Here is a 16,546-nt window from a genome sequence, read left to right on the forward strand (position 1 = left end):
ATCGCCCCATCCGGAGCGATATTTTTATTTTTTCTTTTTAGATGGTGTGTGGATGGCTATCTTCACTTCAAAGATTGTTCCCTTTGGTTTATTATCTTTAACAGTAATGGTTCCTTTTAGGGCATCTACAATTTGCTTGGCTAAGGATAATCCTAAACCAAAACCACCTTTTTGGCGGGTTCTAGCCTTGTCCACTCGATAAAAGCGGTCAAATATTTTCTTCTTATCTTCTGCTGAAATACCGACTCCATTATCAGAAACCAGTAAATACAGATTGCGATCGGTCGCCGAGATAAGAAAATCAATTTCACCATCCTCCTCAGTATATTTGATGGCATTATCAAATAAGATGGTCATAAGTTGTTTCAAAAGAAGCTGATCTGTGACAATCGTTCGATGGATCCGATTTTCAAAACGAAAGACACGGTCATTTTCAGAAGCAATCATCTCATAGTTTGTGAAAGTCGTATTGAAAAAACTGGTTGGAACTTCTGCAAGTTCCGGATTAATCCCATCATCTCTACGAGCTAAATTCAACAAGTTCGTTGTCAAAAACCGCATATTTCGGACTTCTTCCAAACTCGATGCAATGCTTTCACTCACATCCATAATGGTAGCTTCTGGCTTACGGAAAAGGGTCTCTAAGCGATTTTGCAAAACTGCGAGTGGAGTTCGTAACTCATGACTAGCATTTTCCACAAAGGACTGCTGCTTCTGCATACTCTCAAGCAGAGGACGAACACTGACCCTAGCTAGATAGAGACTGGCAAGTAAAGACAAAATCCAGAAACTTGCCATCACAATCACAATCAATTGCTCATGCTTTTGACTGGCCTGCTCCAACTGACTGGTATTAATCAAGACAGCCGCATACTTGATATTGGTTGAAACCGAACTGATATTCGTTTCCATCAAAATCATGCGATAGATTTCTTCTTGTCCATAGCTATTAAAAACTTGAATCTGATAGATATGTCCTAGTTCTTTTTTCTCTAACTTAATCTTATCCAATCCCAAAAATCGATTTCCAGAAAGGAGCTGTGTAAAATTCTTATCAAAAAGAATAACCTCCGTATTGGAACTGACATTGGGTTTTACTTCAGTCTTGCTAGTATCTGTAGCGGCATTCTCTAAATCTTTAATCTCTTCTGTCGCCCTATTTACCGCAAGCTGAATAACTGCCTGAGGATTGTTACTCAAGCCATGGAGCGTATCATCCACCGAAGTATAAAGACTCGAATGCATGACCTGCAAAATAATCAAGGTCATGGTAGAGAAAATCAGGGTGAAGACACCAAAGTTGCGAATAAAGTAACTAAAGTCATCCGCATACCATGTTTTTTTTAGTTTACTGAACATCTTTTAAAATATACCCAACACTACGCAAGGTTTGCAAATTCTCTGCAAAAGTGGTTCCTTTTAATTTCTTACGGACTTTTGAAACATAGACTTCGACAACCGAAATCGTTGTGTCACTATCAAATCCCCATAGACGATCAAAAATCTGAGTCTTAGGCAAAATAACATTTTGATTTTGAAGGAAATAAACTAATAAATCAAACTCTTTACCTAGCAATTCGACAGGAGTATCTTCGACTTTAACAGTATTGGTTGACAAATTAACCACAATATTTCCATAAGTCAAGGTGTTTTCATTAAATTTACCTGAACGTTTGAGAAGCGCTTGAATCCGCATTTTGAGTTCTTCTAGGTAGAAAGGTTTGGTCAGATAATCATCTGCTCCCAATTCAAATCCATGTCCCTTGTCATCCAAACTTTCCTTGGCAGTCATGATCAGAACTGGTGTCGTAATTCCTTTTTCACGCAATTCTTTCAAGACTTGAAAGCCATTTTTTTCAGGTAACATTAAATCGAGCAAAATCAAGTCATAGACGCCACTTTCAGCTTCGTAGAGACCTTCTTCACCATCAAATACCTGCATGACATCCGCAAAATCGTCTAAAAAGTCAAATACTGAATTTGACAGGCCTAGGTCATCCTCAACTAATAAGATTTTTATCATGAGAAACTCCTCCTTATTAAAACCATTATACCAAATTTGCCTTAAAAAAAACTCAACTCTCTACATTTTACATGAGATAGCTGAGTTTTCTTTTTATTTTAGGCTTATTTATGCGTTTCCGTATTGAAGAACGACTGCTTCCACTGCAGTTTTTTCACGGTTAATCAAGTCAACACGCGCTGCAATTTCCTTGATTCCCATACCGATATTACGGCTAAGAGCAAGGTCAGAAAGTTGCGGTTCAAAGAATTCCTTGTACTCTGCCAAGCGTTGCTGAGTCTTAAATACGTGAGCAGGAAGGATAACAAAGCTATCAAAGCTCATATCTCCACCAAGAGCTGCCTTAATCCAAGCCCAATTTTCACGAGCCCAAGACCATGCTGTTTCCTGAGTTGCTTGATGGCTTAAGAACTGGAAGTACCAAGCAGACAAGTCTTGTGGTTTGACCACAAATTTGTCCTTCCAAGAAGTAATCAAGGTTTGGATATTGTCCGCATCTTTACTGTAGGCAAGAGCTGCTGCCAACTGACGTTTAAAGACAGCATCTGTTGCGTGCGTATAAGTATCAAGATAAAGTGCTAACAAGTCTTTAGTCTCATGATGTTTCATCTCATTGATGAGAACTTGTGAACGAATAGCTGCTGGGAGTCCTGCAAGATTCTCCTTGTGTGCTGCGAAGATTTGGCTAGCGGCTTGACTAGCTTCTGCATCATTTGAGCGAATCATCATAGAAATGGCCAACTGACGAACCAATTCATCCTCATCTGATTCGCCATCTTTAGCTTCAAAACCAAGACGGTCATAATTATGACGAGCCAATTTAGCAACCAAGGCTTTGAAGGCTCTTTCAGCTTCTGTTCCTTCATCGATAAAGCGCTCAAGGGCAGAAATTACTTGAGAAACAGCTGAAACGACAAGGTAAGATTCTTCTTTAGCGAGTTTATCAAGGACTGGAAGCAAGTCTGCATAAGAAATGTGCCCTGCTTCAGCAAGCAAGCGACGTTCTTGGACGATTTGCAGTTTACTTGTGTTATCAAGCTCAACTAGGTCAGCAAGAACTGCATCCAACAAATCTCCTTGATAGTCGGTAATGTAGTGGGCTGTATTTTCAGTGTTGAGACGAAGTGCTGTTTTGTTTTCAGCAAGAAGGGCTGCATAGCCAGGGATTTCGATGCTTTCAGTTTCGAGTGTATCAGGCAAGCCTTTCCAATTGCTGTTTAGTGGCACAACCCAGAGACGGTTCTTGTCTTCGTGCTCACCGATAAAGAATTGTTTTTGTGAGATCTTCAAGACATCATTTTCAACTTTGACAATAAGTACTGGGTAACCAGGTTGTTCCAACCAAGAATCCATGAAGGCTGCAACATCACGTCCTGACGCTTGACCAAGGGCATCCCAAAGGTCACGGCCAATTGTATTGCTGTATTGATGTTTTTCAAAGTAAGCGTGCAAACCTTTAGCAAAATCAGCATCACCTAGCCAACGACGAAGCATGTGCATGAGGCGGCTTCCTTTAGCATAGACGATAGCACCGTCAAAGAGGGTATTGATTTCATCTGGGTGTTTAACTTCGACGTGAACAGACTGAACACCATCAGTCGCGTCACGTTTCAATGCAGACGGAACACCACCTGTTTGGAAATCTTCAAAGATATTCCAGCTTGGTTCAATAGCATCTACACAGACGTATTCCATCATGTTAGCGAAACTTTCATTAAGCCAGAGGTCATCCCACCATTTCATAGTCACGAGGTTCCCAAACCATTGGTGAGCCAATTCATGTGCCACAACAAGGGCAACTTGTTGACGGCTGGCAAAGGTAGAGTTCTCATCCACAACCAAATAAACTTCACGGTAGGTTACAAGACCCCAGTTTTCCATGGCACCAGCTGAGAAGTCAGGAAGGGCGATATGAAGAGATTGAGGGATTGGATACTTAACTCCGTAGTAATCTTCGTAAAATTCGATTGAGCGAACGGCAATATCTAGTGAGAAATCAAGGTTAGATAGTGGGTGGGCTTTAGTTGAGTAGACACCTACAAGGGTACCGTTTTTAGTTTTAGCCGTCACACCTTGCAAATCACCTGCGACAAAAACTAACAAGTAAGAAGACATGCGAGGTGTTGTCTCAAACTTCCAGATACCTGTTTCCTTGCGGTTTTCAACTTCGATCTCTGGCATGTTTGACAAGGCCAATTCACCTTCTGCTTGGTCAAAACGTAGAGAAAGGTCAAAGGTTGCTTTGGCTTCAGGCTCATCCACACATGGGAAGGCTTCGCGAGCAAAATGGCTCTCGAACTGAGTAGACAAGACTTCCTTCTTCACTCCATCAACTGTGTAGTAAGAAGGGTAAATCCCTGTCATGTTGTCTGTAATCTTACCCGAAAAGGCAAGAACCACTTCAACTTGACCAGCCTCAGCCAATTCGATATGAAGTGCTTCATTTTCATGGTCAACTGTAAATGGACGAGCTTGACCTGCAACTTCTACAGAAGCGATTTCCAAATCTTTTTGATGAAGGGAAATACGGTCACTTTGTGCTTGGCCAGTGATGGTCACCTTCCCAGAAAACGTCTTGGTCTCACGACTCAAGTCTAAAAATAAATCATAATGTTCAGGAACAAATTGCTTAATAAAATGTTCAACTGCTTGCATAGTTTTCTCCTATTCTAAGTTTAAGAGCTGCTACTCTTCTTCAAACAAACTTATTATATCATGTTTTACTTGAGAAAAAAGGATTGGACGGTGATTTTCCAAACTTTCTTCCTTCTAATAGTCTACAGTGGGTAGACCTTGCTAAATTCTTCTAAAACAACCTTGCTTTCAGGTGTAAAAGTCAGTCCTGCTTCTTTCAGCCACTCGGCGAAACAATCCTCATGAACCTGACGCCAATAGGCTAGGGATTTGTCACCTTCCCCTTCCTTGTAGGCATGTTGAGCAGAAACTTGATTGAAGGGCTGGACAGAAACCTTTGTAATTTCAACAATACAGACAGCCTGATTTTGACTATCTAAAATGACATCAAAAGTTCCTTCTTGAGGAAGGGGTTCGGCTTCTAGTGCGTAAAGGTCATAGACTGAGGCGGTTGCTGACTTTTCTCCTTTTAAAACCAAATCCGCCAACAAATCAGCTTCCACTCCAAAAGCCCAAGCATCTATCGCATCTCCAATCGAGGGGTTGATTTTCTTATATGCATTCCACATTTCTTGAGGTGTCATAGGTTGCTCCTTTGTAATTTTTTACTTTCTTCTTTTATGTGTTTAAGATGATCTGGATGGTCAATTTCTAAATCAAAAATCTCTAGAATAGAACTGTAGTGAATAATGCACTTGATACTCAACTGATTCATTTTTTGTATGAAAGAATCATTCAGATAGCCTGCTACAGCAAAGTCAATCTTTTTCATCCTTGCTTTATCCTGCATCTGTCTTAGCATATCTAACATTATTGGATTTTCCATATCATGCCATTGACTGTTTCTCACAGTGGCAAAAATAAAAGAAGTCAAATCATTCATTCCAACTACAATCTTTGAAATGCCCGTTTCCAGTATACTAGATAAGTCAAAATACGCTGACGGTAATTCAATCATCGTTCCAATTTTTCCAGTGAAACCCTGCTGACGCAATACTGTGATAGCTTGCTTTAACTGCTCAGCATCATTGACAAAAGGAAAGATAGCAGATAGATTGGGATTGTTTTGATAAACTTCTGTAACGACATGTGCTTCAGCCTGAAATTCATCCGGACACGCCAGCAAACGCCTAGTTCCTCTATATCCAAATAAGGGATGATTTTCATCAAAATACTCTTTAGTCCCCTTTAGACAATTAGCTTCTGTATTTGTTAATTCAGAAAAACGATACCAAACTTCTTCATCTGAGTACAGGGAGCAGATAGTCTCTAGATAATCTTTTACAAATTGCTGACAACTTGCTAATAGTATATTTTGATTGAGTTCTCTCAACAAGTATTCCCCACGAATCATTCCAATGTGGTGAAATAGTTGTGGGTAAACTTTTTCATCAAGTTTTTCGCCACTAAGAGCAAGTTGGTTTCTCATTATTCACCTTCCAATTCATGTAAGAAGTATTGCCCAGTTCTGGAAATCCTAATAATTCAGACTTAACCTTCAAGACTAGTGGCGATGCATTTTCTTCTGTGATCTCTTGAATATCCATCCAACTCCTCCTACTTCAAAGACCAGCCACCATCTATTGTCAGAATTTGTCCCTGCATGGCAGATGCCTTTCCACTGGCCAAAAAGAGACTGACTTCTGCAACTTCTTCTGACTCAATCCAGCGCTTGATTGGTGTTTCACTAGCCACCCAGTCCGCTAAACCACCTGGCTCAAAGTCCGCAGCAGTCATAGCTGTCTTGACTGCTCCTGGAGCGATACCAAAGATCTGAATCCCAGCTCCAGCATAGTCTAGAGCCAACTGCTTGGTAAATCCAGCCAAGGCGTGCTTCGAAGAAGTATAGGCATGACCACCACCGCCTGCTAGGCTAGAAGCGATAGAACACATATTGATGATGATCCCCTTTTTATTCTCCAGCATTTGTGTCAAATAATGCCGAGTCAACTCAACAGGAGTCACGTAGTTGATTTCAAAAATCTCATGAATTTCCTGCGCTGATTGTTCCAATAGGGGTTTATAAGCATCCAACACTCCAGCAGTATTGCACAAAATATCTACCTGAGGACACCAGTCAAAAATTGGCTCCAAGTCCAAGGTCAAATCTCTCTGTAAAAAGTGAAAATCACCCTCTAAGAGTGGATTTTCACCTTGGTCAACTCCATAAACTTGAAAGCCATTCTCTAAAAAGAGGCGAGCTTGAGCTAGGCCGATCCCTGAACTCACTCCCGTAATCAATACACGTCTAGTCATGCACTTCTACCCAATCCGTCGCCAAAACATCACAAGGTGTCGGACTCCACATGGAAAAACCTTCTCCTTCTCCAGACACGTTGATTAGGAAATAGGGTGTCACTTCAAGTGCAACCCCGTTTTGTTCAATGGTGTCAAAAAGTTGGACATAGTTTTCAGCACCTCCCCAACCAGTTCGTACATATTTTTTCTTATCCTTTAACCCAGGTAGAATTTCTTCAAATGTCATGTTTTTCTCCTTTAATATCAATAATCCTCCCCTTCATTATAACAAAAAAACCGCTTTGAAACGGCTTTTTGAATGTGATTTATTTACATCTGCTTCTATTTACGGCAAATTATTCCCTGCTGCAAGATAAATTTCATACCATTCTTTTCTTGTTAAGCTAAAGTTTGCCGCTTGGCTAACTTCTCTCAAGTGCTTAGGATTTGTTGTACCTACGACTGCCTGCATTTTTGCTGGATAACGCAATATCCAAGAAATGGCAATAGTTGAAGAGGTTACTCCATATTTAGTAGCTAAACGATCAAGTACTTGATTTAAAGCTTGAAATTTCTCATTTCCAACAAAATTCCCTTTAAAATACCCAAATTGTAAGACAGACCATGCTTGAATGACCACATCGTGTAATTTGCAATATTCAAAAATGCTGCCATCTCGCATAGCTGCTTGACTATCTTCCATATTAACATGAAAACCTGATTCGAATCCTGGAGTAAAAGCCGCACTCAATTGTAGCTGATTAACAGCTAACGGCTGCTTGACATCTTTTTTAAGTAACTCCATCATCATAGGATTTTGATTAGAAACTCCAAAATTTCGAACCTTACCTTGTTTATAAAGGAGATCAAAGGCTTCTGCTACTTGGTCAGATTCCATCAAAGCATCTGGTCGATGAAGAAGCAAGCTATCTAGATGATCAGTCTTCAATCTTTGCAAAATTCCGTCAACTGATTTTATAATATAGTCCTTAGAAAAATCAAAATAGGTAAATTCTTCAATGCGAATGCCACATTTTGACTGAATCCACATCTCTTCTCTTAAATCGGGACGATTTTTTAGGACAAGACCTAACAGTTCTTCACAACGACCACGACCATATATATCAGCCAAGTCGAAAGCATTGATTCCAACAGAAAGTGCTGTTTCTACAAGCTCTTCAACTTCTTTTACAGACTTATCTTCTATTCTCATCATTCCGAGAACAATTTCTGATAATTCTTTGTCATCTTGACCAATAGTTATGTATCTCATCAAATTTGTCTCCTTTAATTTCTAACATTCTTCCCTTCATTATAACAAAAAACCGCTTTGCAACGGCTTTTTGACTATATTTCACTCCATTTTATCTTCTTAAACCCACGGAACAAGAGAAAAATACCAATAAAAAGGACAGCTAAAGGAATAGCTCTTGTAAGAAAAACATTTGAAATTTCCATCCACTCATAGTAACGGAGCAGAGAGCCTACAACAAGATGGGCAACAATCATACTGTTAAAGGGACGAAAAAACTCTTCTTTCCAATTCCAAATACTGATGACCAGCGAAATCGTAAAGACAGATAAACTATCCCAGGGAGCAGGAAGATAAAAGGCTCCTTCTTGTATGAAACTTCCCATTCCTACATATCCTAGAACGACTAGCAGAACAAGAATTCCAACGACAATATAAGTGCCAATTTTCATCTTAGGAGAATCTTGGACTAGCCCCCAACGTAAGATTGTGGCCACAAGTCCAAATCCAATCAGAAAAAGAAGAAGTTGCCCTAAAAATGTGAGCAAATTGACTGTTAAGAGAGAACCTTTAGAAAAATCACTTAGTAGTTGATAATAACGTAATACCGCTAGGACAAGAATTGGCGTCAAAAGGGACTCCTTGATAGAACTGCGAGGTGCTTCCTTGAGCATCTCTTTCATTAATTTTTTAGGATTCTTACCTAGATAATCCTCTGCACTCATTCCGTCTCGTTCTGCTTCTGAGAAATCTAACATCATCAAATAGATCTGCTCTCTGAGGTAGTCCTCATCATAGAGAAATCCAGCAAGATTAAAACTATCCCACAGTTCCTCAAAATACTTTTGATTCTCCTCAGAAAACTCATGTAGCAAAGCGCTTGTTTCTTCATAATACTTCATTTTCTTCATGGTTTACCCTCCATTCTTAATTCCTTCTACTTTTTGACTCAAATCGTCCCATTGTTGCCAAAAGACCGAGACACGATCTTCTCCTTCTTTCGTTAACGAAAAATACTTCCGATCTGGACCATCTGGCGACGGGCGCATGTCGCCTCTTATCCATTGATTTTTTTCTAACTTTTGCAACAAAGGATAAATAGTTCCTGGAACGATAGTATCAAATCCAGCCTCTCGCAAAGTCTGAACCAACTCATAACCATATCGCTCTTTTTGACCAATCATATCCAAGACACAACCTTCAAGAACACCTTTTAATAGTTGAGTTTCTTTCATCCCTTCTCCCTTCTAATCTATTTGGTAATACCTACTAGTGACTTCATCTATAATATACCACTTTCACACTAGTTTGTAAAGCATAATAGTTAAATAAAAAACAGAACTAGCATGAACTAGTCCTGTATACTTTTACCCAATCACACTTCCATTCGGTACAGCTGAGTCAACTGTGAGAAGGGTTAATTTTCCATCATGTTCAGCTGATAGGATCATACCTTGACTGACATATTTCTTCATCATCTTACGAGGTTTGAGGTTAGCAACGATTTGGACTTTCTTGCCGACCAATTCTTGTTCGTTTGGATAGAATTTTGCAATTCCTGAGAGAATTTGACGATCTTCTCCATCACCAGCATCCAGACGGAATTGAAGTAACTTATCAGAACCTTCCACTTTAGAAACTTCTCTGACTTCTGCAACGCGGATTTCAACCTTGTCAAAGTCTTCAAACTTGATTTCTTCCTTATTGAGTTTGAGTTCAACTTCGTCTGGATTCCATTCTTTTTCGACTGCTGGTTTGTTACCTTCCATTTGTTCCTTGATATAGGCGATTTCTTCTTCCATATCCAAACGTGGGAAGATTGGTGTTCCTTTGGCAACGACAGTGACACCTGCAGGAAAGTCAGCCAAGCTCAAGTTTTCAAGACTAGAAACTTCATCCAAGCCAAGTTGATTCAAGACTGCACGACTGGTTTCCATCATAAACGGCTCAATCAAGTGAGCTACAACACGAAGGCTGGCTGCCAAGTGGCTCATAACACTGGCCAATTGATCACGAAGTGCTTCATCCTTAGCCAAGACCCATGGTGCGGTCTCATCGATGTATTTATTAGTACGTGAAATAAGAGTCCATACTGCTTCTAAGGCACGTGGGTAGTCAACTGCTTCCATGTGAGTATGGTAGTCAGCGATTGATTCAGCAGCTACTTGAGCAAGAGCATGGTCAAACTCTGTTACACCTTCTATATAGGCAGGAATTTGTCCATCAAAGTACTTGTTAATCATAGAAACCGTACGGTTGAGGAGGTTTCCAAGGTCATTGGCCAATTCGTAGTTGATACGGCCTACATAGTCTTCAGGAGTGAAGGTTCCGTCTGAACCAACTGGAAGGCTACGCATGAGGTAGTAACGAAGTGGATCTATTCCATAACGCTCTACCAACATCTCAGGGTAAACGACATTTCCTTTAGACTTAGACATTTTGCCGTCTTTCATGACGAACCAACCGTGAGCAATCAAACGATCTGGCAATTTGATATCTAACATCATAAGAAGGATTGGCCAGTAGATTGAGTGGAAACGAAGGATGTCTTTTCCTACCATGTGGAAGACTGTTCCATTCCAGAATTTGTCAAAGTTACCATGTTCATCTTGACCGTAGCCAAGAGCTGTCGCATAGTTAAGAAGAGCATCAATCCAAACATAGACAACGTGTTTTGGATTAGATGGTACTGGCACACCCCATGTAAAGGTTGTACGAGAAACTGCCAAATCCTCTAAACCTGGCTCGATAAAGTTGCGCAGCATTTCATTCAGACGACCATCTGGAGTGATAAATTCAGGATGAGCTTTGAAAAATTCTACTAGACGATCTTGGTACTTGCTAAGACGAAGGAAATAAGACTCTTCAGATACCCATTCCACTTCGTGACCTGATGGAGCGATACCACCAGTCACATTTCCAGCTTCGTCACGGAATACTTCTGCAAGCTGGCTTTCTGTAAAGAATTCCTCATCTGATACTGAATACCAGCCAGAGTATTCACCTAAATAGATGTCATCTTGAGCCAGCAAGCGTTCAAAGACTTGTGCGACAACTTTTTCATGGTAGTCATCAGTTGTACGGATAAATTTATCGTATGAGATATCTAGTAATTGCCAGAGTTCTTTGACTCCAACTGCCATCCCATCAACATAAGCTTGAGGTGTAATGCCAGCTTCTTCTGCTTTCTGCTGGATTTTCTGACCATGCTCGTCAAGACCTGTCAAATAAAAGACATCGTAACCCATCAGGCGTTTATAACGTGCTAGGACATCACAAGCGATGGTTGTGTAGGCAGAACCGATATGAAGTTTACCAGATGGATAGTAAATCGGCGTTGTAATATAAAAATTCTTTTCAGACATAATTTTTCCTTTCCAGGCAAATGAAACCTGTTTTTCTAACACTTCATTATATCACATTTTTAATGATTTTCGATAGGGAAATCCATACAAAAACAAGATAGACAAGTGTCCATCTTGTTTATTCTATTCATAACGAAGGGCTTCAATTGGATCAAGTTTCGATGCCTTGTTGGCTGGCAAAACTCCAAAAATCATACCCACGCTAGCCGAAACTGCAAGACTAAATAGGGCAACTGGGATTGATACTCCCACTTCTATACCCGCTATCAATCCTTGCAAAAGTAGACCAGCTATAGCTGTTAAGCCTGTCGCAATGGTTAGACCAATAACTCCACCAAGCAAGGTCAAAATCATGGATTCAATCAAAAACTGAATTAAAATATTGGCACGTGTCGCACCCAAAGCCTTACGGAGACCAATCTCACGAGTACGCTCTGTCACCGAAACCAGCATGATGTTCATAACACCAGTCCCCCCAACAAAAAGGGAAATTCCTGCAATGGCACTAATAATCGTAGTTATAAAGCCGAACAATTGTTGTACTTCTTGGAAGGCTGCAGTCGCATCTGCCACCTGATACTCCCCTTGCTGAATACCAGCAATTTCGGTCAATTTTCTAGCTAATTCTGGTCCCACAGTTGGTGTCAAACTGGTATCATTAACCCGGAAGACAATATCAGAAATCTCATCCATATTGAAGTTGTTGGCAAGAGAAATATTAGTCGTAATCGGAAGTCCACCAATACCAAAAGTCTTGGCAGTCTTGGCCTCATCGCTGGTATAGACACCAATGACACGATAGCTAAAGCCACCAACATCTATAACCTGGTTAACAGCTTCTTGAGCAGATCCAAACAGGCTATTAGCAAGTTCTTGGTCTAGTAAAATGACACTGGCCACATCTTTATAATCCTGAGCTATGAGACTGCGGCCTGCAACAATTTCATTTTCAACTGCCTTCATGTAAGTAATATTTCCACCTGTCAAGCTAGCGCGCTCCACTTTTTTGTCTTTATAAGACAAGGTGGTATTGGTCGAATTGGTTACATAGTAACTGTCCACACCCTTAAGTTTAGCAGCCTCCTTGACCCAGGATTCTTGTGGTTTTGGTGGTTCCACAGGAACATCCTCTTCTTTCCCAGACACTGTCAAAGCTGATTGTTTTTGGGTAAAAGAACCGTCTTTACTTTTAATAGGCGAGAAAAAGACATGGATATTCTTCTGTGACTTGGTCATATTTTTATTAACCTGACGAGACATAGAATCTCCCAGAGCCATAATCACAACAACTGATGAAACACCAATGATAATCCCAATCATAGTGAGAAATGAGCGCATCTTGTGGGCCATGATAGATGAAAAGGCAAATTTCAGATTCTGCATCTTAGTTTTCCTCCTTTTCTAACTGCGCACTGTCAGACGAAATAACTCCATCTCGAATGACAATCTGGCGTTTAGCATAAGCAGCGATTTCAGGCTCATGCGTTACCATGATAATAGTTTTTCCTTCTTTATTTAGTTCAACCAATAGTTGCATGATTTGGTTACCTGTTTTGGTATCCAAGGCTCCTGTCGGTTCGTCCGCTAGGATAATAGAAGGATTGTTTACCAAGGCACGCGCGATAGCTACACGTTGCTTTTGACCACCAGATAATTCTGAAGGTAAATGGTGACTACGCTCAGTCAATTCAACCTTATCTAGATATTCCTCAGCTAACTTGCGCCGTTTTGAAGCCGAAACTCCCGCGTAAATCAAGGGCAATTCTACGTTTTGCAGAGCATTGAGTTTCGATAGAAGAAAGAACTGCTGAAAGACAAATCCGATTTGTTGGTTACGGACCTTGGCTAGTTGTTTTTCACCTAGTCCCGCCACTTCTTGGCCTTCAAGATAATACTCTCCACTGGTTGGTGTATCCAACATACCAATCGTATTCATGAGAGTAGACTTCCCCGAACCAGATGGTCCCATGATGGCAACAAATTCACCCTCATTCACTTCTAGGTTGATATTTTTGAGAACCTGCAGTTCTTGGTCACCATTACGGTAGCTTCTGCAGATATTTTTTAAACTAATTAGTTTCTTCATCAGCCTTCACCTCTTTTCCTTCCTCTAGAGAAGACGTTGGGTTACTGATGACCTTGACTCCATTTGTCAGACCTGAAGTGATTTCTTGGTTGTCTGCATCAGCATTGCCCAAACCAACTTCCACTTTCTTGGCCTTTTTCTGCTCGTCAAGTACCCAGACATAGTTCTTATCATTTTCAGTCACAACACTTGTTAAAGGAACCAGAATAGCTTTACTCTTATTCTTAACCTCAACACTTACTGAGAATCCTTGTTTCAAGTCACCGATTTCACTTGTAACATCGATGGTATATGGATATTTAGAACCAGAATTACCACCTGCTGCGGCAGTAGCTGCACTTGCTGCTTCACCATTGTTTTTAGGGTAGTCAGAAATGTAGCTAATCTTACCGGTCCAGCTCTTATCTTGGTAAACTTTAGAAGTAAAGGTTACTTCTTGTCCTACAGAGAGGTTGGCAAGGTTATATTCAGATAGTTCCCCCTTAACTTGCAAGTTTTCATTGCTAACGACATGAACTACCACCTGGCTAGCTCCAGTTGGAGATTTAGAAACATTACGGTTGACTTCGACCACAGTTCCCTCTAAGGTACTGAGAACCGTCATTGCATCCAACTGACTTTGAGCCTTGCTTAATTGTGCTGCTGCATCTGCACGAGCATCACGAGCATCACCTAGTTGTGCATCAATAGATGACACTGCATTTCCTGAGACTGGAGCTGGAGTTTGCCCTGCAGCTCCTTCGCCTCCTGCTGGCGTTGGCAACTGTGGAGCCGGAGCTGAAGCAGCTTCATTTCGTGCTTGATTGAGTTCATTGATATGACGATCTGCCTTAGCTACTGCTCGGCTAGCTGAATCATAGGCCGCCTGGGCTTCTGAACTACTGTACTTGACTAAAGCCTGCCCTTCACTGACTTTATCACCCACAGAAACAAGGATTTCATCTAAATCTCCCTTACTAGCATCAAAATAAACATATTGTTCATTTTTTGCTGTTACTGTCCCTGACAATAAAACAGAGGACGCCAGGCTTCCTTCCTTGGCAACAACAAGATGAGTAGGCTCATCTTTTACAGCAGTCTGAGATGGTTGTCTAAAGAGCAAAATTCCCCCAGCACCTAATACAACTACACTGGCAGCACCGATTGCTGCATACAATTGCCACTTTTTAGCTTTACGATTCTTCTTCATAATGAAACTCCTTTTTGATTTAAAGTCCTTAACAATATTATATAAAAATTAGCAAATATAAACAATAACATTTCAGAACGAAATAATGACATTTCAGGATTTGATTATTGTTCGGAATCTATTTTTATTACCATTGTACTAGTTATATAATACACTTTATTTTTCCTTTTTGCAAGCCTTTTCTTTAATTTTTTGAACGTAGCAGATTTTTGCAATCAAATCAAAAAAAAGATAGAATATGACTATCAAAAAATGACACTCTACTATTTCAAAGAGTACAAAGGAGTTTTCAATGAGAGAATACGATATCATTGCTATCGGTGGAGGTAGCGGAGGAATTGCTACCATGAACCGTGCTGGTGAACACGGAGCCAAAGCGGCCGTTATTGAGGAAAAGAAACTAGGTGGAACCTGTGTCAACGTCGGTTGTGTTCCTAAAAAAATCATGTGGTACGGGGCACAAATCGCTGAGACTTTCCATCAATTTGGAGAAGACTATGGCTTTAAGACTACTGATCTAAACTTTGACTTTGCAACCCTACGTCGCAATCGTGAAGCCTACATCGATCGCGCTCGTTCTTCTTATGATGGCAGTTTTAAACGCAACGGTGTAGACTTGATTGAAGGACATGCTGAATTTGTAGATTCTCATACTGTTAGCGTAAATGGTGAACTCATTCGTGCCAAACATATCGTGATTGCAACTGGTGCCCATCCAAGTATTCCAGACGTTCCTGGTGCTGAACTAGGTGGCTCTTCTGATGATGTATTTGCTTGGGAAGAATTGCCAGAGTCAGTTGCTATTCTAGGTGCGGGTTATATTGCCGTTGAATTGGCTGGCGTACTCCACACCTTTGGTGTCAAGACAGATCTCTTTGTTCGTCGCGACCGTCCTTTACGTGGTTTTGATTCTTACATCGTTGAAGGTTTGGTAAAGGAAATGGAAAGAACAAACTTGCCACTTCATACTCACAAAGTCCCTGCCAAATTAGAAAAAACTGCTGAGGGAATTACCATTCATTTCGAAGATGGTACTAGTCACACAGCTAGCCAAGTTATCTGGGCTACGGGTCGCCGTCCAAACGTTAAGGGCTTGCAACTTGAAAAAGCTGGAGTAACTCTGAACGAACGTGGCTTTATCCAAGTGGATGAATACCAAAATACTGTTGTTGAGGGAATCTACGCTCTAGGTGATGTAACAGGTGAAAAAGAACTGACTCCAGTTGCTATCAAGGCTGGACGTACTTTGTCTGAACGTCTCTTTAACGGAAAAACTACTGCAAAAATGGACTACTCAACTATTCCAACCGTTGTCTTTTCACACCCTGCTATCGGAACTGTTGGATTGACAGAAGAGCAAGCTATTAAAGAATACGGTCAAGAGCAAATCAAGGTTTACAAATCAAGTTTTACTTCTATGTACTCTGCTTGCACTTGTAACCGTCAAGAAACACGTTTCAAATTGATCACAGCAGGTTCAGAAGAAAAAGTTGTCGGACTTCATGGAATTGGCTATGGTGTTGATGAAATGATTCAAGGATTTGCCGTTGCTATCAAAATGGGAGCAACCAAGGCAGACTTTGATGCAACTGTGGCGATTCACCCAACTGCATCTGAAGAATTTGTAACTATGCGTTAATCGAAATAAAAGAAGCTGATACAAATGTACTGCACCCCAAAAGTTAGACAGAAAAAATCTAACTTTTGGGGTGTTTTATTATGAAATTGAGTTATGATGATAAAGTTCAGATCTATGAAC

14 protein-coding genes and 2 pseudogenes are annotated in these 16,546 nt (G+C 40.5%); 1 reads left to right on the top strand and 15 read right to left on the bottom strand.

What is annotated here, in order from left to right; all coding sequences use genetic code 11:
- Positions 1 to 24: 24 nt before the first annotated feature.
- The 15 genes and pseudogenes from ciaH to B7703_RS09630 form a co-directional block, all read right to left on the bottom strand.
- Complete coding sequence (gene ciaH, locus B7703_RS09565; RefSeq protein ID WP_084924599.1) at positions 25 to 1,359, bottom strand: two-component system sensor histidine kinase CiaH; 1,335 nt, start codon at positions 1,357 to 1,359, stop codon at positions 25 to 27.
- Positions 1,349 to 2,023 (bottom strand): two-component system response regulator CiaR, encoded by a 675-nt coding sequence (gene ciaR / locus B7703_RS09570; protein ID WP_000590639.1) that lies wholly within the window; start codon positions 2,021 to 2,023, stop codon positions 1,349 to 1,351. The genes ciaH and ciaR overlap by 11 nt, the downstream gene beginning before the upstream one ends.
- Positions 2,024 to 2,131: 108 nt before the next feature.
- Positions 2,132 to 4,678 (bottom strand): M1 family metallopeptidase, encoded by a 2,547-nt coding sequence (locus B7703_RS09575; protein ID WP_084924600.1) that lies wholly within the window; start codon positions 4,676 to 4,678, stop codon positions 2,132 to 2,134.
- A 122-nt stretch (positions 4,679 to 4,800) separates the two neighbouring features.
- Positions 4,801 to 5,241 carry an ASCH domain-containing protein gene (locus B7703_RS09580; RefSeq protein ID WP_084924602.1) on the bottom strand — a complete coding sequence of 147 codons (441 nt, stop codon included), beginning with the start codon at positions 5,239 to 5,241 and terminating at the stop codon, positions 4,801 to 4,803.
- Positions 5,210 to 6,086, bottom strand: a pseudogene (locus tag B7703_RS09585) (putative PEP-binding protein). The gene B7703_RS09580 and the pseudogene B7703_RS09585 overlap by 32 nt, the downstream one beginning before the upstream one ends.
- Positions 6,064 to 6,207 (bottom strand): annotated as a pseudogene (locus tag B7703_RS09980) (NUDIX hydrolase); the annotation flags it as partial. The pseudogenes B7703_RS09585 and B7703_RS09980, both read right to left, overlap by 23 nt.
- Before the next feature lie 7 nt (positions 6,208 to 6,214).
- Positions 6,215 to 6,913 carry a 3-oxoacyl-ACP reductase gene (locus B7703_RS09590; protein WP_078238301.1) on the bottom strand — a complete coding sequence of 233 codons (699 nt, stop codon included), beginning with the start codon at positions 6,911 to 6,913 and terminating at the stop codon, positions 6,215 to 6,217.
- Positions 6,906 to 7,142 carry a DUF2829 domain-containing protein gene (locus B7703_RS09595; protein WP_000141924.1) on the bottom strand — a complete coding sequence of 79 codons (237 nt, stop codon included), beginning with the start codon at positions 7,140 to 7,142 and terminating at the stop codon, positions 6,906 to 6,908. Before B7703_RS09595 ends, B7703_RS09590 begins: the two co-directional genes overlap by 8 nt.
- Positions 7,143 to 7,241: 99 nt before the next feature.
- The gene (locus B7703_RS09600) at positions 7,242 to 8,168 is read right to left on the bottom strand and encodes an aldo/keto reductase (protein WP_084924604.1); all 927 of its coding nucleotides are present in this window, start codon (positions 8,166 to 8,168) and stop codon (positions 7,242 to 7,244) included.
- A gap of 74 nt (positions 8,169 to 8,242) precedes the next feature.
- Entirely contained in the window at positions 8,243 to 9,058 is an 816-nt protein-coding gene (locus B7703_RS09605; RefSeq protein ID WP_084924605.1) for a hypothetical protein, read from the bottom strand.
- A gap of 3 nt (positions 9,059 to 9,061) precedes the next feature.
- Positions 9,062 to 9,382, bottom strand: coding sequence for a PadR family transcriptional regulator (locus B7703_RS09610; RefSeq protein ID WP_000665421.1), 321 nt, complete (start codon positions 9,380 to 9,382; stop codon positions 9,062 to 9,064).
- 132 nt (positions 9,383 to 9,514) lie between these two features.
- The gene (metG, locus tag B7703_RS09615) at positions 9,515 to 11,512 is read right to left on the bottom strand and encodes a methionine--tRNA ligase (RefSeq protein ID WP_084924607.1); all 1,998 of its coding nucleotides are present in this window, start codon (positions 11,510 to 11,512) and stop codon (positions 9,515 to 9,517) included.
- Positions 11,513 to 11,635: 123 nt separating this feature from the next.
- Positions 11,636 to 12,895: an ABC transporter permease gene (locus tag B7703_RS09620; RefSeq protein ID WP_084924608.1), complete on the bottom strand. Its 1,260-nt coding sequence runs from the start codon at positions 12,893 to 12,895 to the stop codon at positions 11,636 to 11,638.
- 1 nt (position 12,896) lies between these two features.
- Positions 12,897 to 13,598, bottom strand: coding sequence for an ABC transporter ATP-binding protein (locus B7703_RS09625; RefSeq protein ID WP_020901477.1), 702 nt, complete (start codon positions 13,596 to 13,598; stop codon positions 12,897 to 12,899).
- The gene (locus tag B7703_RS09630; protein ID WP_192851981.1) at positions 13,582 to 14,790 is read right to left on the bottom strand and encodes an efflux RND transporter periplasmic adaptor subunit; all 1,209 of its coding nucleotides are present in this window, start codon (positions 14,788 to 14,790) and stop codon (positions 13,582 to 13,584) included. The genes B7703_RS09625 and B7703_RS09630 overlap by 17 nt, the downstream gene beginning before the upstream one ends.
- 289 nt (positions 14,791 to 15,079) lie before the next feature.
- On the opposite strand from B7703_RS09630, the gene gor reads away from it, so the two are divergent.
- On the top strand, positions 15,080 to 16,426 hold the full coding sequence (gene gor, locus B7703_RS09635) for a glutathione-disulfide reductase (protein ID WP_084924611.1): 1,347 nt from the start codon (positions 15,080 to 15,082) through the stop codon (positions 16,424 to 16,426).
- The last annotated feature ends 120 nt before the right edge of the window (positions 16,427 to 16,546 follow it).

Source organism: Streptococcus mitis (assembly GCF_002096735.1).
GTDB classification, from domain to species: Bacteria; Bacillota; Bacilli; order Lactobacillales; family Streptococcaceae; genus Streptococcus; species Streptococcus mitis_CZ.

What these genes read in the sequence shown, in the direction of transcription:
- ciaH (WP_084924599.1), bottom strand. Translation starts at nt 1,359, where the DNA reads ATGTTCAGTAAACTAAAAAAAACATGGTATGCGGATGACTTTAGTTAC.
- ciaR (WP_000590639.1), bottom strand. Translation starts at nt 2,023, where the DNA reads ATGATAAAAATCTTATTAGTTGAGGATGACCTAGGCCTGTCAAATTCA.
- B7703_RS09575 (WP_084924600.1), bottom strand. Translation starts at nt 4,678, where the DNA reads ATGCAAGCAGTTGAACATTTTATTAAGCAATTTGTTCCTGAACATTAT.
- B7703_RS09580 (WP_084924602.1), bottom strand. Translation starts at nt 5,241, where the DNA reads ATGACACCTCAAGAAATGTGGAATGCATATAAGAAAATCAACCCCTCG.
- B7703_RS09590 (WP_078238301.1), bottom strand. Translation starts at nt 6,913, where the DNA reads ATGACTAGACGTGTATTGATTACGGGAGTGAGTTCAGGGATCGGCCTA.
- B7703_RS09595 (WP_000141924.1), bottom strand. Translation starts at nt 7,142, where the DNA reads ATGACATTTGAAGAAATTCTACCTGGGTTAAAGGATAAGAAAAAATAT.
- B7703_RS09600 (WP_084924604.1), bottom strand. Translation starts at nt 8,168, where the DNA reads ATGAGATACATAACTATTGGTCAAGATGACAAAGAATTATCAGAAATT.
- B7703_RS09605 (WP_084924605.1), bottom strand. Translation starts at nt 9,058, where the DNA reads ATGAAGAAAATGAAGTATTATGAAGAAACAAGCGCTTTGCTACATGAG.
- B7703_RS09610 (WP_000665421.1), bottom strand. Translation starts at nt 9,382, where the DNA reads ATGAAAGAAACTCAACTATTAAAAGGTGTTCTTGAAGGTTGTGTCTTG.
- metG (WP_084924607.1), bottom strand. Translation starts at nt 11,512, where the DNA reads ATGTCTGAAAAGAATTTTTATATTACAACGCCGATTTACTATCCATCT.
- B7703_RS09620 (WP_084924608.1), bottom strand. Translation starts at nt 12,895, where the DNA reads ATGCAGAATCTGAAATTTGCCTTTTCATCTATCATGGCCCACAAGATG.
- B7703_RS09625 (WP_020901477.1), bottom strand. Translation starts at nt 13,598, where the DNA reads ATGAAGAAACTAATTAGTTTAAAAAATATCTGCAGAAGCTACCGTAAT.
- gor (WP_084924611.1), top strand. Translation starts at nt 15,080, where the DNA reads ATGAGAGAATACGATATCATTGCTATCGGTGGAGGTAGCGGAGGAATT.